This window comes from Bacillus sp. EB106-06-01-XG163, from assembly GCF_058791615.1.
Window position 1 is genome coordinate 239,134 of the sequence record NZ_JBYTDS010000003.1, and the last position, 20,133, is coordinate 259,266.

The window sequence follows — 20,133 nt, forward strand, 5'->3', positions numbered from 1 at the left end:
ACATGAAAGTCGGTTATTTAGGGCCAGAAGCCACATTTACACATCTAGCAGTCAGTTCCTGCTTTCAAAACAGCGTGACACAAGCACCTTATCAAACAATACCGGCATGCATGGATGCGGCGGTTGCGGGAGAAGTTGATCTTGCATTTGTTCCTTTGGAAAACGCGCTGGAAGGCTCGGTTAACTTAACGATTGACTATTTGATTCATGAGCAGCCTCTTGCGATCGTGGGGGAAATGACGCTGCCGATTCACCAGCATCTGCTCGTTCACCCTTCGAGAGAAAATGAGTGGAAAAAACTTGAGAAAATTTATTCTCATTCCCATGCGATTGCGCAATGCCACAAATTTCTTCACCGGCATTTTTCGTCCGTTCCTTATGAGTATGCGAAGTCAACAGGTGCGGCTGCCAAGTATGTCAGTGAGCATTCGGACCTTCCGATCGGCGTGATTGCAAATGAAATGGCCGCCGCTACATACGGATTGAGCATCGTGAAGCGGGATATTCAGGATTATCAGGACAACCACACGAGATTTGTCATTCTTTCGCCTGAAAAAGACGTCTCATTCGAAGTGAATGCGAAACTGTCTTCACGGCCGAAAACGACGATGATGGTAACGCTTCCCCAAGATGACCAATCAGGTGCGCTGCACAGGGTGCTGTCCGCTTTTTCATGGAGAAACCTGAATTTATCAAAGATCGAATCGCGGCCGACAAAAACGGGTCTCGGCAACTATTTCTTTATTATTGATATTGAACAGGCGATGGATCAGGTTCTCATTCCCGGTGCCGTTCAAGAGATGGAAGCCCTCGGCTGCCGGGTCAAGCTTCTGGGAACATATCAATCCTATTCGATATAAAAAAAGCCCTTCAGGGGGCTTTTTTTTAATCTTTTATTAAAATACCCGCGTCGTCCAGCGCTTGGCAGGCTTGGTCAATCCGCTCTTTTGTCGGGGCGCTTAACGTATGGAGGTGCACGCCTCCGGTCAGCTGTGAAAGGTAAGCGGCATTTGTCGAGTTAATGTGATCCATGAATTGTTTGACTTCTTTCCGTGTACTGACTCTTATGGCGGCGGTTAAATCGCCGTATACGGGGTGTTCAATTATGACGTCCTTTATGGTGACGCCTTCATCGACAATAAGTGCAAGCTCTTCTTCCGTCCGCTCCGGGCCGTGCAGACAGGCGACAATCCGTTCGGCATTTTTTTCGCCGCCGGCATTCATGCTGATGTATAAGTAGCCTTGGCTCGTCGCGATAATCGGCTCGTTTTTTGCTTTCAAAAGCGATATGTCCTGCACGATCACCTGTCTTGAGACATTTGCTTTTTTGGCCAATTCGCCTCCTGTTAATGGCGAGCCGGCTTCTTTCAGCCAATGAAGCAGCATGTCGCGTCTTTTCTCCCCAGTAAGCTTCGTTCCTTCTGTCAAATTGCTGATTCTCCTTTCTTTTGCTCCCATAGCGCCGTAAATGTATGTATCAGCATATCGAGCTGTTCACATGTTGTTTCGTTTCCGAATGAGATCCGGAAAAACTGCCGCGCTTCCCGTTCGGTTTTTCTCAGCGCCTTCATAGCTGAAGAAGGGCCGTGGCTGCCGGCGGAACATGCGCTCCCGGTTGAGATGCAAATATCGTTACGATTACATTCTAACATAATATATTGTCCTTCAAAGGAGTGAAAAAAACACCCGACAATGTGGGGCAGGCATTCACCGCCGGTTTCTTCCTCTGAAAATGAAATGGGGAGGCCTTGACGCCGAATTTGGTCATACAAATAATTCCTCAGCCTGTCAGCATGCTCACGGTGTTCCTCCATATGTTTCACTGCATACTCCGCAGCAGCGGTAAAAGCGCCGATGGCCGGCACATTCACCGTACCGGGCCTGAACCCGTTTTCATGCACGGTATGCGGATAAACCGGGTTCCAGCTGACACCGGGCCGAATGTAAACAGCCCCGGTGCCTTTCGGGCCGTATACTTTATGACCGGAGATGGAAAGGGCGTCGATTCCCGCCTGATCCGCATCAATCGGCAGTTTGCCGAAACTTTGAACACAATCGCAATGCAGCAAAATGTTTCTCTGGTGAAGAAAAGCGGCCAGACGATTCACAGGCTGGATGAGGCCGGTTTCTGAATTGGCGTGCTGTATGGAAACGAGCCCCGTGTCAGGACGGACATGAGCCGCCAGTATGTCCTCGGTTATAAGGCCGTTTTCGTCGGGATATATGATGGTGACATCAATTCCACGGTCAGCTAAAAACGCCGCGGCATTATGGATCGAATGGTGTTCCATTGCGGTCGTAATAAAATGTTTTTTGTGATCGGGCAGGCCGTGCAGCAATGATTGGACGGCCAGGATGTTCGCTTCCGTTCCGCCGCTTGTAAAGTAAATGCCGTCTGCCGCTCCGCCGATCAATTTGCCTGCAGAATGTCTGCAATATTCCAGCACGTCCGCCGCTCTTCCTCCGGCGTCATGAAGGCTGCTTGCATTGCCGTATACCTCTGTGCTGAGATGCTGAAAGACTTTCGCGGCTTCTTTGCTTAAAGGCGCTCCCGCCGCGTAATCAAGATAAATCATACAGCCCGTCTCCTATCCGTTTATGTTAAAAAAAGCTTGAGTTTATTTTATCGTTGTGTAAATATAGGTGTCAAGACAGGTGTAAACATAACAGGAGGGTGATGTATGTCTGAAAAAACAATTATCGTCATTGGTTCGGGGACGGCGGCCCTTGCCTGTGCTTCCTCATTTCCTCCGTCATACCAAGTGACCGTCATCACAAAGAGAAACGTAACGAACAGCAATTCGCATTATGCTCAAGGCGGGATTGCTGTTTCATATGCAAAAGATGACTCTATAGAATCCCATGTGAACGATACACTGTATGCGGGATGCGGACACAATGACGTGACAGCCGTGCGGCATTTGCTGAAAAGCGGACAAAGCATGATAAACAGGCTGATAGAAGGCCATTTCCCTTTTGATACGAAGTCGGACGGAACGTTTTGTCTCGGCAGGGAAGGCGCTCATTCCAAAAGGAGAATTCTGCACGCCGGGGGAGATGCGACCGGACGGATGTTGGTTGAGTTTCTGGTTCAGCAGCTGAGGGACGGCATACGGATCATTGAACACGAGACGGTTGTTGATCTGCTGATTGAACACGGACGATGCGCAGGCGTTGCCGCAAAGGATGCTTCAGGCGCTGTTTCTTACAGAAGAGCGGATTGTGTAGTGCTTGCATCAGGCGGCTGCGGCAGTCTGTACCAATATCACACAAATGATTCCGCCATAACGGGAGACGGCATCACTCTTGCCTTCCGCGCGGGAGCTGAGATCACGGATATGGAGTTCACCCAGTTCCACCCGACCCTCCTTGTGAAAAACGAGACTGTGTACGGCCTGATTTCTGAAGCAGTGAGGGGAGAAGGCGGATATTTAGCGGATCGCTTCGGGCGCAGGATCATGGCTGGCAGACACGCGCTTGAAGATTTGGCGCCCCGGGATGTGGTTTCACGGGCGATTTATGAAGAAATGATGAAAGAAAATCCTGTTTTTATAAATTGCAGCCGAATAGCCGATTTTAAGAAACGTTTTCCGACCATAACAGAAATTTGTCAAACAGCCGGTGTTGATCTTGAAAGCGGGATTCCCGTAGCACCCGGAATGCATTTTTTAATGGGCGGAGTAAAAGCCGATACATGGGGGAAAACGTCCGTGCCTGATTTGTACGCCATAGGCGAGACCGCCTGCACAGGATTGCACGGGGCGAACCGCCTTGCGAGCAACTCACTGCTGGAAGCGCTGGCAAGCGGGAAACGATGTGCTGAACATATCACTCAAACACCGTTAAACGGAAGATATAAAAAAACCCCGAAGAAATCTGACGTCATCTTAGAAGTGCCGGACACAACGCTTCATGTGCTCCAAGCCAAAATGACAACCGGAGCGGGCATTGTCAGGGAAAAAGAAAACCTGCAGGCGCTGGCATCCTGGCTTAACAACGTATCTGTGCGTCATATAAATGTGAAGGATATCACAATGGAACAAGCCGAGCTATCCTGCTTATGGAAGACTGCGCAACTTGTTGTGACCTCAGCCCTTATTCGGGAAGAAAGCAGGGGCGCTCATTTTCGCGCTGATTTTCCCGGGACGGAGAAAGAGTGGCACGGAAAACAAATCATTCATTCAACATCTGGAACAGCTATCAGAAAAAACGAAAGGATTGGGGAACTATGGACATTCTGCAGCTAAAACAAATGCTGACTCATTTTTTTCAGGAAGATATCGGAACGGGTGATGCGACGTCACAAGCGATTTTTTCTGATCAGCAATGTAAAGCGCGAATCATCGCAAAAACAGACGGCGTGTTTGCCGGAGAAGCCGTTATCCGTGAAGGATGGAAGCTTTTACACGATGATATCCGCATCCGCTCCCTGAAAAAAGACGGAGAACGGATGAAAAAAGGAGACGTGCTCGCTGAAATAGAAGGCCAGGCGGCGGCTCTTCTTACGGGGGAGCGGGTCATTCTGAATCTCATACAAAGAATGTCAGGCATTGCGACAATGACGGATGAGGCCAAAAGGCGTCTTGATGATCCGTCCATTAAGCTTTGTGATACGAGAAAAACAACACCCGGGCTCAGAATGCTGGAAAAATACGCCGTTCGGGTCGGAGGCGGCTTTAATCATCGCTTCGGCTTATATGACGGCATCATGATAAAAGATAATCATATTGCCGCCTGCGGATCGATAAGGGCGGCAATGGAGCGGGCAAGAAAAACGGCGGGGCAGATGCTTGCGGTGGAAGTCGAAATCGAATCCGAACAGCAGCTGCTCGAGGCAATAGAAGCGGGTGCAGACGTTATTATGTTTGACAACTGTCCGCCTGAGTCCGTCCGGCGTTTTGCAGGTATGACACCGGGCCATATCAAAACGGAAGCATCCGGAGGCATAACGCTCGACACGTTGCCCGCTTATAAAGGAACGGGGGTCCAATATATTTCACTCGGATTTCTGACTCATTCAGTAAAAAGCGCCGACATCAGCATGGATGTTGAGGCTGCGGAACAGGGGGATTTTTAAGATGTCTATTTTTGACGTGCTAACTGCATCAGCCGAAATGATGCCGAGCCATTATAAAGACATGAGCACAGGAGAAATGGAAAAGCGGGTCGCCGCCATTAAACGGGCTTTCGGAAAGCGCCTGTTCATTCCGGGGCATCACTATCAAAAAGACGAAGTAATACAATTCGCCGATACGGCAGGTGACTCTCTGCAGCTTGCTCAAGTGGCAGAAAAAAATAAAGAGGCGGAATATATTGTGTTTTGCGGCGTGCATTTTATGGCGGAAACCGCTGATATGCTGACTGATGATAACCAAACCGTCATTTTGCCCGACATGCGCGCCGGATGCTCGATGGCTGATATGGCAGATATTCAGCAGACGGACAAAGCATGGCAAGAGCTTCAAGAACTGTACGGTAACACCATCATTCCGTTAACATATGTTAACTCGACGGCGGAAATTAAAGCATTCGTCGGACGGCACGGAGGAGCGACCGTCACCTCTTCGAATGCCCGGAGTGTGCTGAAATGGGCTTTTAAACAAAAAGAGAGAATTTTATTTTTGCCGGATCAGCATTTAGGCAGAAATACGGCCTATGACCTTGGCATTCCGCTGACAGAAATGGCTGTATGGGACCCGGTGCAGAACCGATTGCTTACTGACCATCCGGAAAACATTAAGGTTATCCTTTGGAAAGGGCATTGCTCCGTACACGAAAAGTTTACAGAGGAAAATATTTCTCAGCTGCGGCAGCGGGATTCCGGCATCCGCATTATCGTTCATCCGGAATGTTCGCGGGAAGTGGTCTCGCTCAGTGACGACAGCGGGTCTACCAAATACATTATTGATACGATCGAACAGGCTGAACCGGGAAGCAAATGGGCGATCGGCACGGAAATGAATCTTGTTCAGCGCCTCATTCACTCGCATCCGGATAAACAGATTGAATCATTGAATCCCGATATGTGTCCGTGTCTGACTATGAACAGAATCGACCTGCCGCATTTATTGTGGTCGCTTGAGCAGCTTGAAAAAGGCGAGCCGAAGGGTGTCATTAAAGTTCCGGAAGCGGTTCGGACAGAAGCGCTTCGTGCTTTGAACAGAATGCTGAGTCATACGTAATCATAAAAATTTCCCCTCCTTCCCAAATTTTTTATCATCATGCCCAGTCCATCGGCATATAGTGTGAAGAAACGTATTGTAATGACAAATGTACCGTTCACGTTTTGTGCATAGGAGGGGAAAACGTTGAAAATTCATATCGTTCAAAAAGGCGATTCGCTCTGGAAAATAGCTGAAAAATACGGAGTTGATCTTGAAGAGTTAAAAAAACTGAATCATCAGCTTAGCAATCCAGACTTAATTATGCCTGGAATGAAGATAAAGGTGCCTTCAGAAGCCGTTCCGGTCAGAAAAGAACCTAAGGCCGGCTTCGGAACGTCTGCGCATAAGCATGAGCATCCATATGCCAAAGAAAAACCGAAAGCAGTTGTGGACATTGAAGACACCATACCGGAAGAACCAAAGCCGTCAATTCCGTATGTGCCGCCAATCCCTGAAAAGCATGAAAATGTGCTGCCGGAAGCTGATATGAACCAATATTACCCGTCCAATCAGCTGTTTCAGCCGTGGTCGCCTCCTAAGCCGGAGGAACCGGTGACACATTTTGTCGAGCCGAAAGAAAAAGAGCATGACAATAACATTCCACAACAGGAGGAAATGATCAACATGGAAAACGCGAATTACCCGAATATGCCAAAGGCGCCTGAAGCCGGAAAGATGGAAGAAGAAAACGCCGCTTATCATCTGCCGAACATGCCAAACATTCCGAATGTCCCGTATCCGAATATGCCGGCCGTTGAACCGTCTTTTATGCATTACCCGATGCCGTGCATGCCTTGTCCTTGTCCGGTTCCGGTGACACCGATGCTGCCGGGTTCGGGACTATGCCATCCGTGCTTCCCGGTAGGCGGAGGTTTCGGCGGTTTTGGAGGAGGTTTTGGAGGCTTTCCGGTAATGCCGATGCCGTTACCGTACGGATTCCATCATCCGGGATTTGGGCCGCAAGCGGGTTACGGTGAATATGAAAACCAGGCCCATGAAAATGCAGAGCATTATGATGGTTCTGCATCTGGTTTCGGCGGTGCTCCGTACGGTCAAATGCCGTATTACGGCGGATATTCGTCACATTACGCAAACGCGCCTCATCATGATGGAAAATATAAGGATGATGATTGCGGCTGCCATGATTCACATCATCACCACCACCATCACCACGGTTCACATCACCATCACGCAAATATGCCTGTGCAGCCGTATCCGAATATGGGTGCAAACGCCGGATATTTTATGCCTTACGGCGGAGCAAATCCCAATACCGCGCCGAATCAGCCGAGTCCAAATCAAGTATTCGGACGGCCGGAGGAAGAAGAAGATTAATGTTTCGGGACGATGTATGTCGTTCCTTTTTTTATGTCCAACTGAGGAATGGACATAACTGACAAGCTTAAACCCGCCGCCCGCCGCACATCCTAAACATGAGCGGAAAACGCTCAAACAGCGATGAATCCACGGGGGGGTTTTCCATTGGGTAAAAAACTGATGACGATCGCGGGCGTTTTAGCCGTGACGGCAAGCTTAACGGCATGCGGAGCAAATAATGCCATGAATGACGGACGCTACAATCAGTCAACACGTCCGGTCGGATATTATTCGAATGATAATGGTAACGGCAGAGGCCAGTACGGAATGGATCATCAAGGACCCGTTTCTGAAATGATGGAAAACCGAAACGGCCGTCATAATACGACAAACGTGTCCGACCAGTACGCGCCTAATGACGGGGTTCCGTTAACGACGGACGGCACATATAACGGCCGAAATGTCAATACGCCGCCGGCAGCAATGTCTTATAATGGGTATGACAACGCCGAAAACATCAGGTTGGCGGCAAAAGTTGCAAACCGCGTGAAAAAAGTAAACGGCGTACAGGATAGTCAGGTCATCGTGACTGACACGAGAGTCGTCATTGCCGTCAGAACAAATCATCCTTTTACGAAAAATGATGATAAACATGTCAAACATGCGGCCAAAAAATTCGCGGACGGCCGTACAATTCAAGTGTTTACCGACAACGCTACTTTTACAAAGCTGCAAGACATGAACAGAAACAGCCGTTAAACGGGACTGCCGGATGATTTCATCCGGCAGTATTTTTATGGATAAAGCTTCATCATTCCTTTACATATTCTTAAAACGCTCTTTATATTGCGGTGTTAACATAAAAGTAATAAAACGTAACGGAGGGGCCGGGATGAAAAAAACGGAGCATGACAAAAGCCGCGGAGCAAAAACTGTGTATCTGACCGTAAGGGGATACCGGCTCAAACTGACGCCCGGACAAATGAAACTGATTTCAGCCGGCCGGGCATAATCATCGCAGCAGCCCTCATTTAGAGAGCTGCTTTTTTCGGCTGAAACAGACAAATGAAAGAAAACGGTTAAGCACCGGCATCTTTGGTCAAACTAGCATCAAGAGTTTGATTGAATAAAGAGGTGTTATTGGTGAAACGAATTTGCGGTGCTCGTCTATTGTTTATGCTTGTCTTATCGGCTGCAGTCCTGATTTGCGGAGGAAAAGGCGCATACGGGGCTGAGGTTGAGCATTACGGGCCGCTTCGGGTGCACGTCCAGCTGGAAAAGGTCTATCTGGACGGTGATGTCGGCATTGAACATACGGATGAAACCGTTTTGGCGATGGAGGATTTTTGGGCCGCATATGCCGGCTGGACGCTCGTCGAGCAGAAAAAAGGCTTCGTCCTTTTCCGTAAGCATGTTGATGACATTTCTCCGCTCAGTAAGGTTAACGGTTATATCGGCGTCACGGACGGAGGCGTCATCTCCACTTTTCACGGCCGTCCCGGATCGCTGGCCGAGCCGATTCAGTCTTTCTTCCAGATTGATATAGAACGGCTGGAAAGCCGATTGCAAAAGCACTTGGAACACGGCATACCGTACAGGACAAAAGCGGAGTTTGAGAGCGTGATCGATCATATTAAGACTTACAGCGGCTGACTTTGACGCAAGACATGTGACACATGTCTTTTTTTTCTGAATGGAAGGTGTCAGAGCGAACATACGTTAACTTTTCTATAAGACTTTGGCTGTTTTTGTGTTACAATGATAAGCAGTCAAAGAGGTGAATAGGTGTGATTGAATTCGTGAAGGGGACGATTGATTATGTATCTCCCCAATACATCGTGATTGAAAACGGCGGAATCGGCTATCAGGTCTTCACTCCGAATCCGTTTATTTATAAGGTAAGCAATCAAGAGACCATTTTTACGTATCATCATATAAAAGAAGATGCCTTTTCTTTGTACGGTTTTTCAACCCGGGAAGAAAAAGCGCTTTTTACAAAACTGCTGAACGTCACCGGCATCGGGCCGAAAGGGGCGCTCGCCATCCTCGGTTCCGGTGATCCCGGAGCCGTCATCGAAGCGATCGAACAGGAAGATGAAGCCTTTTTGGTGAAATTCCCGGGTGTGGGCAAAAAAACGGCGCGGCAGATTATTCTTGATTTGAAAGGCAAACTGGCCGACGTCGTGCCTGAAATGATTGACAACCTGTTCAATCATGAAGCGCGCATTGAAAAACAAGAGGCTGAAACGGCGCTTGACGAGGCGCTTGAAGCGCTCCGGGTTCTCGGCTACGCCGAAAAAGAAATTAAAAAAGTGCTTCCTCACTTAAAAGAGGAAACGGCGCTTTCAACAGATCAATATGTGAAAAAAGCATTGCAAAAATTATTAAAGTAAGGTGATGTTCATGGATGAACGGCTCGTTTCAAGTGAAGCAGACAGCCATGAATCAATAATCGAGCAAAGCCTCAGGCCGCAGAATCTCGCCCAGTATATCGGCCAAAAGAAGGTGAAAGAAAATCTGCGCGTGTTTATCGATGCGGCGAAAATGAGGCAGGAAACGCTGGACCACGTTCTTTTATACGGGCCTCCGGGTCTCGGGAAAACAACGCTTGCGTCTATCGTGGCCAATGAGATGGGTGTGGAGATGCGGACGACGTCAGGTCCCGCCATCGAAAGACCGGGGGATTTGGCAGCCATTTTGACGGCGCTCGAACCAGGGGATGTGCTGTTTATAGACGAAATTCACAGGCTGAACCGCTCAATTGAGGAAGTGCTGTACCCGGCGATGGAGGATTTCTGCCTTGATATTGTCATTGGAAAAGGCCCGTCCGCCCGCTCCGTCCGTCTCGACCTTCCCCCTTTTACGCTTGTAGGAGCGACGACAAGGGTCGGATTATTGACCGCACCGCTCAGAGACCGGTTCGGGGTGCTGTCGCGCCTTGAATACTATACGCAGGAAGAGCTGACAGATATCGTGTCAAGAACGGCTGACGTTTTTGAAGTGGATATCGAAAAAGCCCCGGCTCTGGAAATCGCCAGACGGTCAAGGGGAACGCCGCGGGTTGCAAACCGTCTGCTCAGAAGGGTGAGAGATTTTGCCCAGGTGCTCGGCGACAGCCGCATCACGGAAGAAATCGCTCACGACGCGCTCGAACGTCTTCAAGTCGATGCGCTCGGCCTTGACCATATCGACCATAAGCTGCTGATGGGCATGATCGAAAAATTCAGCGGCGGTCCCGTCGGTCTTGATACGATTTCCGCGACAATCGGCGAAGAACCGCATACAATAGAGGATGTGTACGAACCGTATCTGCTGCAGATCGGATTTCTTCAGAGGACGCCGAGGGGACGGGTCGTGACGCCGGCTGTGTATGAACATTTTCGATTGGAGGCGCCCGCCCGTGACTGACTTTCCGAAGGTTCTCATGGTTCTCGGTGCCGTTTTGCTTATTGCCGGCGCAGTCTGGCACTTTGTCGGAAGGCTGCCCGGAGATATTTTCGTTAAGAAGGGGAATGTTACATTTTTCTTTCCCGTTGTCACTTGTATTGTGATCAGTGTGATACTATCCATTCTGCTTAATTTTTTCGGCAGAATGAAATAACAATAGACAGAATAAAGGTGAAATGATGAAAGTCGATTTATTTGATTTTGAACTGCCTGAACGCCTCATTGCCCAAGTGCCGCTGAAAGAGCGTGACGCATCGCGGCTGATGGTGCTCGACAAACAGACGGGCGGGCTGACGGACAGTTCATTTAAAGAGATTGTAAGCTTTTTTAATGAAGGGGATTGTCTCGTCTTGAACAATACCCGTGTGCTGCCTGCAAGATTATTCGGCACAAAAGAAGATACGGGAGCGAAAGTGGAGCTTCTGTTATTAAAACAGGAAGAAAATGATACATGGGAAACGCTCGTAAAGCCGGCGAAACGCGTAAAAAAAGGAACGGTCCTGACATTTGGCGACGGCCGGCTGACAGCGGTCTGCACGGAGGAGCTTGATCACGGAGGCAGAAAAATAGAATTCCGGTATGACGGGATTTTTTACGAAGTGCTTGAATCACTCGGTGAAATGCCGCTGCCTCCTTATATTAAAGAGCAGCTTGATGATAAAGAACGGTATCAGACCGTCTTTTCAAAAGAAATCGGATCTGCCGCAGCTCCGACGGCCGGACTTCATTTTACGGAAGAGATTCTGGACGAGCTGAAGCAAAAAGGTGTGCGGATTGAATTTATCACACTTCATGTGGGACTCGGCACATTCCGCCCGGTCAGTGCGGATGATGTGGAAGAGCATAACATGCACGCGGAATTTTATGAAATGACGGAAGAAACCGCCGCCTCTTTAAACGAGGTCAGAAAGGCGGGAGGGCGCATTGTGTCGGTCGGGACGACATCAACGCGCACCCTGGAAACCATTGCCGGCGAGCATGACGGCGTATTTACAGCTTCAAGCGGCTGGACGTCCATCTTCATTTATCCGGGATATGAATTTAAGGCGATTGACGGGATGATCACCAATTTTCATCTGCCGAAATCTTCCCTTATCATGCTCGTTTCTGCGCTTGCCGGCAGAGAGCATGTTCTTTCCGCCTACCGTCATGCGGTAGAAGAGGAATATCGTTTCTTCAGCTTTGGCGACGCCATGCTGATTATCTAATTTGAATGACAGGAGGCCTCATACAAAGTGGCTGAACAACCGATACGTTATGAATTTATAAAGGAATGCAAACAAACGGGAGCGCGCCTGGGCAGAGTCCATACGCCCCACGGCTCCTTTGAGACGCCTGTATTTATGCCGGTCGGCACGCTTGCTACGGTAAAGACGATGTCTCCGGACGAGCTGAAATCTATGGATGCGGGCATTATTTTAAGCAATACGTACCATTTATGGCTCCGCCCGGGACACGACATTGTAAAAGAAGCGGGCGGGCTTCATAAGTTTATGAACTGGGACCGCGCGATTTTAACGGATTCCGGCGGTTTTCAGGTCTTTTCATTGAGCAAGTTTCGTAATATAGAAGAAGAAGGCGTTCATTTCCGCAATCACTTAAACGGAGACAAGCTGTTTTTATCTCCGGAAAAAGCGATGGAAATTCAAAACGCCCTCGGCTCTGATATCATGATGGCGTTTGATGAGTGTCCGCCGTATCCGGCAGAGTATGATTACATGAAACGCTCTGTGGAACGGACCAGCCGCTGGGCGGAACGCTGCCTGGAGGCGCACGGGCGCTCAGATGAGCAGGGGCTGTTCGGAATCGTACAGGGCGGAGAATACGAAGATCTGCGGACACAAAGTGCAAAAGACTTGGTTTCGCTTGATTTTCCGGGTTATGCCATAGGCGGATTATCTGTCGGCGAGCCGAAGCACGTCATGAACCGAGTGCTTGAGTTTACAACTCCGCTTTTACCGAAGGACAAGCCGAGATATTTAATGGGTGTGGGTTCACCGGATGCCTTAATTGACGGCGCCATCCGCGGCGTGGATATGTTTGACTGCGTACTGCCGACCCGGATTGCCCGAAACGGCACGGTGTTTACGAATGAAGGGCGTCTGAATATGAAAAACGCCAAATATGAGCGTGATTTCCGTCCGATTGATGAAGAGTGCAGCTGCCATACATGCAAAAATTACTCCCGCGCTTACATCAGACATTTGATCCGCTGTAATGAAACGTTTGGAATTCGATTAACAACTTACCATAACCTTCATTTTCTGTTACACTTAATGGAGCAGGTCAGACAAGCCATCCGGGAGGATCGTCTTGGTGATTTCCGAGAAGAGTTCTTTGAGCGTTACGGCTATAATAAGCCAAATGCGAAAAGCTTCTAAATAAAACCATTCTTGAAGGGAGGGAAACAGATGGGTACTTTAGGTACAATCGTTCCTATTATTTTAATGTTTGCAGTGCTTTATTTCCTGCTCATCCGTCCGCAGCAAAAGCAGCAGAAGGCCGTACGCCAGATGCAGGAAGAGCTGAAAAAAGGGGATTCAGTGGTGACAATCGGAGGATTGCACGGCACTGTTGATTCAATTGATGAAAGCAAGGTCGTCATTAAAACAGGTGATAACACCCGTTTAACATTTGACCGCCGCGCAATCAGAGAAGCTTCCGCTGAATAACAGCGAAGCTCATACATACAAAAAAAGAGCGGAGAATCCGCTCTTTTTTTATTACGCTGATCTGCTTCCTTTCAAATTCACTCCGAAAATGCCGCCCAGCATACTGACTCCCAAAAAGCCGAGATGAAACAAAAGCTGACCGGATGTAAACGTTTTTCCGAACCCTAAATATTGAAACAGCAAGATGATTAATGAAAAACAGATGGCGGTTAACGCTCCGATCATCCAGCCTTTTTCCTTCGCTTTGCCGCCCGATATAAAACCTCCTGCAAATAAAGAAAGAAAAGAAAGCGCGGTGATCATCCAGCTGAAAGATGATTCTTCCATTGAGGTAACTGTCAGTAAAAGCGAAATCGCCAAACTCGTAAGAAGCATCACCGCAAAGATAGCCACTAAGCCGTACAAGACGCCTCTTCCCACTTGTTTCGTTTCTTCCATTTTTATCTCCTCTCCGCCCTGCGGCCTGATATATGACAAGCCGGAGCCCGTCTTTTTCTAAATGTATTCTCTGAATGTTCGAATTAGACGTAAATGCATGATGTTCAGCCCGTTTCTTACATAATTCAGAGCCGATGGCAAATGCTATGACCGTTGGAGGTGCGATATGGAAGATATTTTCATTATTACGTTTCGTACGATTGTGCTTTATTTTATCATTCTTGTGATTTTCAGACTGATGGGAAAACGGGAAATCGGAGAACTGAGCATTTTAGACCTTGTCGTCTCCATTATGATTGCCGAGATTGCCGTATTGGCAATTGAAAATGTAAAAGATAAGCTTTTGCATACGATTGTGCCGATTGTCGTTTTAATGATTATTCAAGTAAGCCTTGCTTTTATTTCGCTCAAAAGCCAAAAAATACGGCAGCTGCTTGACGGAAAACCCACCATTATTATAAAACAGGGAAAAATTGATGAACGGGCGATGAGATCGCAGCGCTACAATTTTGACGATCTTCTTATGCAGCTGAGGGAGAATAACATCGATAGAATCTCTGACGTGTCATATGCCATTTTGGAGTCTTCAGGCAAACTGTCGATCGTCAAAAAGAAAGACAATAAGGATAAGCAGATGGAAACATCGCTTATCGTTGACGGGGTCATTCAGAACGAGCATCTGGACAGAATCGGGAAAGATAAACACTGGCTCGAAAAAAATTTAGCAAAAAGAGGATATCGCGATCTTTCGGTTATATCATTCTGCACGTTTACGGACGGCGCTTTTTTTATTGATCTTAAAGATGAAAAAGGGGAGCCATGAATCGGTTTCACCGCGTCACGAACTTGCCGATGACCGGAATCCGGATCAGCTCTTCCCTTTTAATCAGCCTGAATAACAGAAGAAGCGCAATGTACAAAATCGCGGTCATTGCAATCCAGCCTGTGAGATTAACAGCCTCTGACCCTGAAAAATGAACGGCGTGTTTGATGATGCGGCTGACATAGCCGCAAATGAATATGACGGCAAAACAGAGCGCGTATTCTTTTATTTTAATGCTGATCGGAAGCACCTTGCTTACGGTGGCCGCATGCAGCAGGGTGACAAGAACCATCCCCGTTACAATCGCAAGTGCGGCGCCCATGATGCCCAAGGAAGGCCTGGTCGCCAAAACAAAAATTAGGCCAGTTTTGACAGCGGCGCCGATAAAACTGTTCATCATGGCGGCCCCGGCTAAATTGAGAGCCTGCAGCACCGCCTGAAGGGGCCCCTGAAAATAATAAAGCAGAAAAAACGGCGCCATCACTTTAACAAATACCGCCGCATTAGTTGATCCGTACATGACGGACATCAGTTCATCAGCGAAAGAGAATAAAATAACCACCGAAATGCCTCCGCTTAAAAGACACAGCCGCATCGCCTGTTCCAGACGGTATTCGACAACTTGCAGCTTTTTTTGCTCCATTCCTTCACTGATCGCAGGAACAAGCGCCGTTGACAGAGAATAGGTTATAAAGCTGGGCAGCGTCAAAACCGTCATGGCAAATCCGGTCAGCTCCCCGTACTGGCTGGTGGCGGCAGCGGTGGCCACTCCTGCAATCGCAAGGCTTTGCGCGACGACAATAGGTTCAAAAAACCAAGATAAATTTCCGATGAAGCGGCTTCCGGTTGTCGGGAGCGACACGCTCATCAGCTGGCGGAAGGTTTCTTTTCCATTTGCGATCGACTTGAAAAATTGTTTTCTGATTCTGATTGTTTTATTTGCTTTAAAACAAATGAATAAATAAATAAGAGAGGCAAGCTCCCCGATGACAGACGAAATCATGGCTCCTGCTGCAGCATATTCAATCCCGTACGGCAGAAACACCGTCGTGCAGACCGCGACAAGTGAAATCCGCACGATCTGCTCAAGTACTTGGGAAAACGCCAGCGGGTTCATATTCTGCCTGCCCTGAAAGTAACCGCGCAGCACGCTGGAGATCGCGATAATCGGCACGACGGGCGTAATCGCCAGAAGCGGGTAAACCGTGCGCTGATCCGTCAGCATCGTTTCGGACATAATCGGCGCAAAGCATAAAAACAGCGGCGTGAAGATGAGACTTAATATCCCGGTGACGGTAAGCGACATCACTAAAATATGTTTCATTTTCTGCCGGTCCCCCCGCGCGCTTGCTTCAGCGACAAGTTTGCTGATGGCAACGGGGAGGCCGAATTGAGTCAAAGTGGTGGCCAAGAAAAATGTCGGGGCAGCCATCATGTATAAACCGACCCCTTCTTCACCGATAAACCGGGCGATAACCACCCGGTTGACAAAGCCGAGCATTCTCGTAATCATCCCGGCTGCGATGAGAATAAGAGTGCCCCTTAAAAAAGTCTGTTTTGCCATTTTATAAACCCCTGCCTTCTCAAACTACCTGGAATCATATACAATAAAGATATGCGCCGATGTCGTCCGAGCATGACAAGTCTTCGAGAAAAATGGAAAAAGGAGCGAGCGCCCAGTGGAGAAACATCCCGCCGAAATGTACAAAGATCATTTGCGGCCTTTCTTGTACAGTAAACTTGAAGAGTTCAAAATCCTCGGATACGATGATGTTGAGCACGAGAGTTTATGGTCATACTTAATACATAAAAAGTGGAAACAGAAAAAGGAACTGCCGCTGCATGAATTGGCCGGTCATATTTTATCAGTTAAAATTGGCGATTTTATGAACTATGCAACCGTTGAAGCTTTTAAGTCGTCTAATTGGCTGGAAAGCGATGAGGGTCAGGAAGCTTTAGATGAACTGCTGAGATAATGATTTGACGGCATAGGTTTAAGGAGGAAATACATAATGAAAAAAGGACGCTTGATTGCGTTTTTCCTGATCGTATTATTGATCGGCACAGGGCTGGGGTATTTTACAAAACCGGCTGCCAATAATATTACGTTAGGATTGGATTTACGCGGCGGGTTTGAAGTTCTGTACGATGTGCAGCCCGTCAAAAAAGGCGATAAAATCACAAAAGACGTGCTCGTCAGCACGGTGCAGGCGCTGAACCGCCGGGCTAACGTTCTCGGCGTAAGCGAGCCGAATATTCAGATTGAAGGAAATAACCGCATCCGCGTACAGCTGGCGGGCGTCACGAATCAGAACAGGGCGCGCGAAATTCTGTCAACGGAAGCGCAGCTCTCGTTCAGGGATACGAATGATAAAGAGTTGTTAAACGGCTCTGATCTCGTGGAAAACGGCGCGAAGCAAACCTTTGATCCGACGACGAACGAACCGATTGTCAGCGTTAAGCTGAAGGATGCGGATAAGTTCGGCGAAGTGACGAAAAAAGTCAAGAAAATGGCGCCTAATAATCAGCTTGTGATCTGGCTTGATTACCAAAAAGGCGATTCTTTTAAAAAAGAAGTCGGCAAAAAACATCCGAAATATGTATCCGCTCCGAATGTGAGCCAGGAATTAAACACGAAGGATGTCACAATTGAAGGCCAGTTTACCGTTCAAAAAGCGAAGGACTTGGCCAATATTTTAAACGCGGGCGCGCTGCCTGTGAAACTGACCGAAAAATACTCTACTTCAGTAGGGGCGCAATTCGGACAGCAGGCTTTGCATGATACGGTAGAGGCCGGCATCATCGGTATTGCAATTGTTTTCTTATTTATGCTGCTTTATTACAGACTGCCTGGACTCATAGCGGTAATTACGCTTTCTGTATACGTGTATATTACGCTTCAAGTGTTTGACTGGATGCAGGCGGTGCTGACGCTTCCGGGTATTGCGGCGCTCATTTTGGGTGTCGGGATGGCGGTTGACGCCAACATCATCACCTATGAACGGATAAAAGAAGAATTGAAACTCGGCAAATCCGTCCGCTCAGCTTTCCGTTCAGGGAACAGACGTTCATTCGCGACGATTTTCGATGCGAACATTACAACGATCATCGCAGCGGTCGTGCTCTTTATTTTCGGGACAAGCTCTGTAAAAGGGTTTGCGACGATGCTGATTTTGTCAATTCTGACAAGCTTTATTACAGCTGTCTTCCTTTCAAGATTCCTGCTCTCCCTTCTCGTGGAAAGCAGATGGCTTGACCGGAAAAAAGGCTGGTTCGGCGTCAAGAAAAAACACATTATGGATATTCAGAAGACCGACGAAAATACTGAACCGCATACGGCATTCCAAAAATGGGATTTCACGAGCAAGCGAAAATATTTCTTTATTTTCTCAAGCGCTGTAACCGTTGCGGGAATTATCATCTTACTGGTCTTTAAACTCAACCTGGGAATCGATTTTGCAAGCGGCGCGCGGATTGACGTGCAGAGCAATCATGCATTGACGGCGCATCAGGTTGAAAAAGATTTTGACTCTCTCGGCATGGAACCGGAAAACATCGTGCTTTCTGGTAAAGAGAACCATGTTGCCGCGGCCCGGTTTGTCGGAGAGCCATCTAAAGAAAAAATCGCTGAAATCAAAACGTACTTTAAGGACAAATACGGATCTGAACCGAACGTCAGCACGGTATCGCCGACAGTCGGAAAAGAACTGGCCCGTAATGCTTTATATGCTGTCGCCATTGCATCAATCGGCATCATTATTTACGTGTCAATCCGTTTCGAGTACAGAATGGCTATCGCCGCAATTGTATCCCTGCTGTATGACGCTTTCTTTATCGTCGCGTTTTTCAGCATTACAAGGCTGGAGGTCGATGTCACCTTTATCGCCGCTATTCTCACCATAATCGGTTACTCGATAAATGATACGATCGTTACATTTGACCGGATACGTGAGCAGATGAAAAAACGCAAGCCGAAGTCATTTGCCGATCTGGAACATATCGTGAATCTGAGCTTGCAGCAAACCTTTACACGTTCGATCAATACGGTCTTGACCGTTGTGATTGTTGTCGTCGTGCTGCTCATTTTGGGCTCATCGTCAATTACAAACTTCTCCGTCGCCTTATTGGTCGGTTTATTGACGGGCGTTTATTCCTCTCTTTACATCGCCGCGCAGCTGTGGCTTGTATGGAAAGGTAAAGAATTTAAAGGGAAAAAATCAATCGAAGAGTAAAATGGGAACAGGCTGTCTTCCGGAAGGCAGCCTGTTTTTTTAGGCCGCATTGAACTTAAAACCTGCATTTGCTATAATGACATACGCTTACATAATCAATCATCATTGTAAAAACATGTAGGAGGGTTCTTATGAACGTTCGTGAGTCGGAGCTTCCGGGCATCGGCCAGAAAGTAGAAGTCATTACGAAAAATCACGATAAAATCAGTATTATTCTTCATGATGACGGCAGAAAAGAGCTCTATTACTTCGATGAGAATGATCATGACGAATGCTTGGCATCCGTTGAATTTAACGACGAAGAGGCGAGGCAGATTTCCGCTATTTTAGGCGGGATGACGTATAAGCCGAAAGCGCTGGAATCTGTGGAAGTTGCGCTTGATGACCTCGTCATTGAGTGGTTTAAAGCCGAATCTCATGCACCGGCTGTCAGCCGTACAATCGGAGATTTGGAGATCAAGAAACATTACAACGTCCAGATTATTGCGATCGTAAAGAAAAACCGGCAAAAACAGCTGAGCCCCGGCATTGATACCGTAATTGAAGAAGGGGACACCCTCGTCATATCGGGAGAAAGAAGCGGACTGAAAAAGCTGGTCCGCGAGCAATTAACGGCTCGGATTTCCTGAGACCGGGGTTTACTCCCGGGGAAATGGGGGAAAAGATAAGAATGAACAATTGGGGGCAGACGCATGAATAAACAATGGACTATTATATTCGCTTTACTATTTACTTTGATTGTCGCCATCTTTGCTGTCATTAACGTGCGGGCGGTTGAGGTTGATTATCTGTTCGGAACCGCTGAATGGCCGCTGATTTTAGTCATTTTAGGCTCTGTGTTAATGGGAGCGCTGATCGTGTTTTCAGCCGGTATCTTTCAAGTGATGAAGCTGAAGCGCGAAATTAAAATGCTGCGGAAAGAAAACAGATCCGCAGGTGAATTGACGGCTGATTCGGACGGCCAAAAAACAGCCGCGCCGCCGGAAGAAATGCTTGAAGAGAAAAAAGGATCAGAATAACATTTGAAACCCCTCAGTCCG

At 47.9% G+C, this 20,133-nt stretch carries 23 protein-coding genes; 19 read left to right on the forward strand and 4 right to left on the reverse strand.

Annotated elements, in window-relative coordinates; all coding sequences use genetic code 11:
• Positions 1-2: 2 nt before the first annotated feature.
• A complete protein-coding gene (gene pheA / locus AC3WTF_RS05175) occupies positions 3-860 on the forward strand; it encodes a prephenate dehydratase (RefSeq protein WP_003152668.1) in 858 nt (285 codons plus the stop codon).
• A 25-nt stretch (positions 861-885) separates the two neighbouring features.
• On the opposite strand, the gene AC3WTF_RS05180 is transcribed toward pheA, so the two are convergent.
• Together AC3WTF_RS05180 and AC3WTF_RS05185 are read right to left on the reverse strand one after the other, a co-directional pair.
• The gene (locus AC3WTF_RS05180) at positions 886-1,428 is read right to left on the reverse strand and encodes a transcription repressor NadR (protein ID WP_012118101.1); all 543 of its coding nucleotides are present in this window, start codon (positions 1,426-1,428) and stop codon (positions 886-888) included.
• Complete coding sequence (locus AC3WTF_RS05185) at positions 1,425-2,576, reverse strand: IscS subfamily cysteine desulfurase (protein WP_047935991.1); 1,152 nt, start codon at positions 2,574-2,576, stop codon at positions 1,425-1,427. Before AC3WTF_RS05185 ends, AC3WTF_RS05180 begins: the two co-directional genes overlap by 4 nt.
• A gap of 105 nt (positions 2,577-2,681) precedes the next feature.
• Here AC3WTF_RS05185 and nadB point away from each other — a divergent pair, with 105 nt between their 5' ends.
• The 13 genes from nadB to yajC all read left to right on the forward strand — a co-directional run bounded on the left by nadB (position 2,682) and on the right by yajC (position 13,600).
• Positions 2,682-4,247, forward strand: coding sequence for an L-aspartate oxidase (gene nadB / locus AC3WTF_RS05190; RefSeq protein WP_047935990.1), 1,566 nt, complete (start codon positions 2,682-2,684; stop codon positions 4,245-4,247).
• Positions 4,229-5,077 (forward strand): carboxylating nicotinate-nucleotide diphosphorylase, encoded by an 849-nt coding sequence (gene nadC / locus AC3WTF_RS05195; RefSeq protein ID WP_020956145.1) that lies wholly within the window; start codon positions 4,229-4,231, stop codon positions 5,075-5,077. The genes nadB and nadC overlap by 19 nt, the downstream gene beginning before the upstream one ends.
• A 1-nt stretch (position 5,078) precedes the next feature.
• The gene (nadA, locus tag AC3WTF_RS05200) at positions 5,079-6,182 is read left to right on the forward strand and encodes a quinolinate synthase NadA (protein ID WP_129003639.1); all 1,104 of its coding nucleotides are present in this window, start codon (positions 5,079-5,081) and stop codon (positions 6,180-6,182) included.
• Between the two features lie 126 nt (positions 6,183-6,308).
• Positions 6,309-7,499, forward strand: coding sequence for a spore coat assembly protein SafA (gene safA, locus AC3WTF_RS05205; protein ID WP_129003641.1), 1,191 nt, complete (start codon positions 6,309-6,311; stop codon positions 7,497-7,499).
• 147 nt (positions 7,500-7,646) lie between these two features.
• Positions 7,647-8,240: a YhcN/YlaJ family sporulation lipoprotein gene (locus tag AC3WTF_RS05210; protein ID WP_020954253.1), complete on the forward strand. Its 594-nt coding sequence runs from the start codon at positions 7,647-7,649 to the stop codon at positions 8,238-8,240.
• Between the two features lie 133 nt (positions 8,241-8,373).
• Complete coding sequence (locus AC3WTF_RS05215) at positions 8,374-8,493, forward strand: hypothetical protein (RefSeq protein ID WP_007612850.1); 120 nt, start codon at positions 8,374-8,376, stop codon at positions 8,491-8,493.
• A 131-nt stretch (positions 8,494-8,624) separates the two neighbouring features.
• Positions 8,625-9,134 carry a sporulation cell-cell signaling protein BofC gene (gene bofC / locus AC3WTF_RS05220; RefSeq protein WP_025285052.1) on the forward strand — a complete coding sequence of 170 codons (510 nt, stop codon included), beginning with the start codon at positions 8,625-8,627 and terminating at the stop codon, positions 9,132-9,134.
• A gap of 134 nt (positions 9,135-9,268) precedes the next feature.
• On the forward strand, positions 9,269-9,874 hold the full coding sequence (gene ruvA / locus AC3WTF_RS05225) for a Holliday junction branch migration protein RuvA (protein WP_003152683.1): 606 nt from the start codon (positions 9,269-9,271) through the stop codon (positions 9,872-9,874).
• Positions 9,875-9,884: 10 nt separating this feature from the next.
• On the forward strand, positions 9,885-10,889 hold the full coding sequence (gene ruvB, locus AC3WTF_RS05230; RefSeq protein WP_007408185.1) for a Holliday junction branch migration DNA helicase RuvB: 1,005 nt from the start codon (positions 9,885-9,887) through the stop codon (positions 10,887-10,889).
• A complete protein-coding gene (locus AC3WTF_RS05235) occupies positions 10,882-11,082 on the forward strand; it encodes a DUF2905 domain-containing protein (RefSeq protein WP_003152687.1) in 201 nt (66 codons plus the stop codon). The genes ruvB and AC3WTF_RS05235 overlap by 8 nt, the downstream gene beginning before the upstream one ends.
• Before the next feature lie 25 nt (positions 11,083-11,107).
• Positions 11,108-12,136, forward strand: a complete 1,029-nt coding sequence (queA, locus tag AC3WTF_RS05240; RefSeq protein WP_003152692.1) for a tRNA preQ1(34) S-adenosylmethionine ribosyltransferase-isomerase QueA — start codon at positions 11,108-11,110, stop codon at positions 12,134-12,136.
• A gap of 27 nt (positions 12,137-12,163) precedes the next feature.
• Positions 12,164-13,309, forward strand: a complete 1,146-nt coding sequence (gene tgt, locus AC3WTF_RS05245) for a tRNA guanosine(34) transglycosylase Tgt (protein WP_007408186.1) — start codon at positions 12,164-12,166, stop codon at positions 13,307-13,309.
• 30 nt (positions 13,310-13,339) lie between these two features.
• Positions 13,340-13,600: a preprotein translocase subunit YajC gene (gene yajC / locus AC3WTF_RS05250; protein ID WP_003152695.1), complete on the forward strand. Its 261-nt coding sequence runs from the start codon at positions 13,340-13,342 to the stop codon at positions 13,598-13,600.
• A 51-nt stretch (positions 13,601-13,651) separates the two neighbouring features.
• On the opposite strand, the gene AC3WTF_RS05255 is transcribed toward yajC, so the two are convergent.
• Positions 13,652-14,038, reverse strand: a complete 387-nt coding sequence (locus AC3WTF_RS05255) for a TIGR04086 family membrane protein (protein ID WP_015240296.1) — start codon at positions 14,036-14,038, stop codon at positions 13,652-13,654.
• A 166-nt stretch (positions 14,039-14,204) separates the two neighbouring features.
• Here AC3WTF_RS05255 and AC3WTF_RS05260 point away from each other — a divergent pair, with 166 nt between their 5' ends.
• The gene (locus AC3WTF_RS05260) at positions 14,205-14,861 is read left to right on the forward strand and encodes a DUF421 domain-containing protein (RefSeq protein ID WP_061046587.1); all 657 of its coding nucleotides are present in this window, start codon (positions 14,205-14,207) and stop codon (positions 14,859-14,861) included.
• A 7-nt stretch (positions 14,862-14,868) separates the two neighbouring features.
• On the opposite strand, the gene spoVB is transcribed toward AC3WTF_RS05260, so the two are convergent.
• Positions 14,869-16,425, reverse strand: coding sequence for a stage V sporulation protein B (spoVB, locus tag AC3WTF_RS05265; RefSeq protein ID WP_007408188.1), 1,557 nt, complete (start codon positions 16,423-16,425; stop codon positions 14,869-14,871).
• A gap of 115 nt (positions 16,426-16,540) precedes the next feature.
• Between spoVB and comN the strand changes: the two genes are divergently transcribed.
• The 4 genes from comN (at position 16,541) to AC3WTF_RS05285 (ending at position 20,112) form a co-directional block, all read left to right on the forward strand.
• Positions 16,541-16,837 carry a post-transcriptional regulator ComN gene (gene comN, locus AC3WTF_RS05270; protein WP_007408189.1) on the forward strand — a complete coding sequence of 99 codons (297 nt, stop codon included), beginning with the start codon at positions 16,541-16,543 and terminating at the stop codon, positions 16,835-16,837.
• Between the two features lie 36 nt (positions 16,838-16,873).
• The gene (secDF, locus tag AC3WTF_RS05275; protein ID WP_129003647.1) at positions 16,874-19,093 is read left to right on the forward strand and encodes a protein translocase subunit SecDF; all 2,220 of its coding nucleotides are present in this window, start codon (positions 16,874-16,876) and stop codon (positions 19,091-19,093) included.
• A 131-nt stretch (positions 19,094-19,224) separates the two neighbouring features.
• Positions 19,225-19,722, forward strand: coding sequence for a cation:proton antiporter regulatory subunit (locus AC3WTF_RS05280; protein ID WP_012118088.1), 498 nt, complete (start codon positions 19,225-19,227; stop codon positions 19,720-19,722).
• A 63-nt stretch (positions 19,723-19,785) separates the two neighbouring features.
• On the forward strand, positions 19,786-20,112 hold the full coding sequence (locus tag AC3WTF_RS05285; protein WP_014418528.1) for a LapA family protein: 327 nt from the start codon (positions 19,786-19,788) through the stop codon (positions 20,110-20,112).
• Positions 20,113-20,133: the final 21 nt, after the last annotated feature.

Coding starts and splice junctions, on each gene's coding strand:
- pheA (WP_003152668.1), top strand. CDS start 3: ATGAAAGTCGGTTATTTAGGGCCAGAAGCCACATTTACACATCTAGCA.
- AC3WTF_RS05185 (WP_047935991.1), bottom strand. CDS start 2,576: ATGATTTATCTTGATTACGCGGCGGGAGCGCCTTTAAGCAAAGAAGCC.
- nadB (WP_047935990.1), top strand. CDS start 2,682: ATGTCTGAAAAAACAATTATCGTCATTGGTTCGGGGACGGCGGCCCTT.
- nadC (WP_020956145.1), top strand. CDS start 4,229: ATGGACATTCTGCAGCTAAAACAAATGCTGACTCATTTTTTTCAGGAA.
- nadA (WP_129003639.1), top strand. CDS start 5,079: ATGTCTATTTTTGACGTGCTAACTGCATCAGCCGAAATGATGCCGAGC.
- AC3WTF_RS05215 (WP_007612850.1), top strand. CDS start 8,374: ATGAAAAAAACGGAGCATGACAAAAGCCGCGGAGCAAAAACTGTGTAT.
- ruvB (WP_007408185.1), top strand. CDS start 9,885: ATGGATGAACGGCTCGTTTCAAGTGAAGCAGACAGCCATGAATCAATA.
- queA (WP_003152692.1), top strand. CDS start 11,108: ATGAAAGTCGATTTATTTGATTTTGAACTGCCTGAACGCCTCATTGCC.
- yajC (WP_003152695.1), top strand. CDS start 13,340: ATGGGTACTTTAGGTACAATCGTTCCTATTATTTTAATGTTTGCAGTG.
- AC3WTF_RS05255 (WP_015240296.1), bottom strand. CDS start 14,038: ATGGAAGAAACGAAACAAGTGGGAAGAGGCGTCTTGTACGGCTTAGTG.
- AC3WTF_RS05260 (WP_061046587.1), top strand. CDS start 14,205: ATGGAAGATATTTTCATTATTACGTTTCGTACGATTGTGCTTTATTTT.
- spoVB (WP_007408188.1), bottom strand. CDS start 16,425: ATGGCAAAACAGACTTTTTTAAGGGGCACTCTTATTCTCATCGCAGCC.
- secDF (WP_129003647.1), top strand. CDS start 16,874: ATGAAAAAAGGACGCTTGATTGCGTTTTTCCTGATCGTATTATTGATC.
- AC3WTF_RS05280 (WP_012118088.1), top strand. CDS start 19,225: ATGAACGTTCGTGAGTCGGAGCTTCCGGGCATCGGCCAGAAAGTAGAA.
- AC3WTF_RS05285 (WP_014418528.1), top strand. CDS start 19,786: ATGAATAAACAATGGACTATTATATTCGCTTTACTATTTACTTTGATT.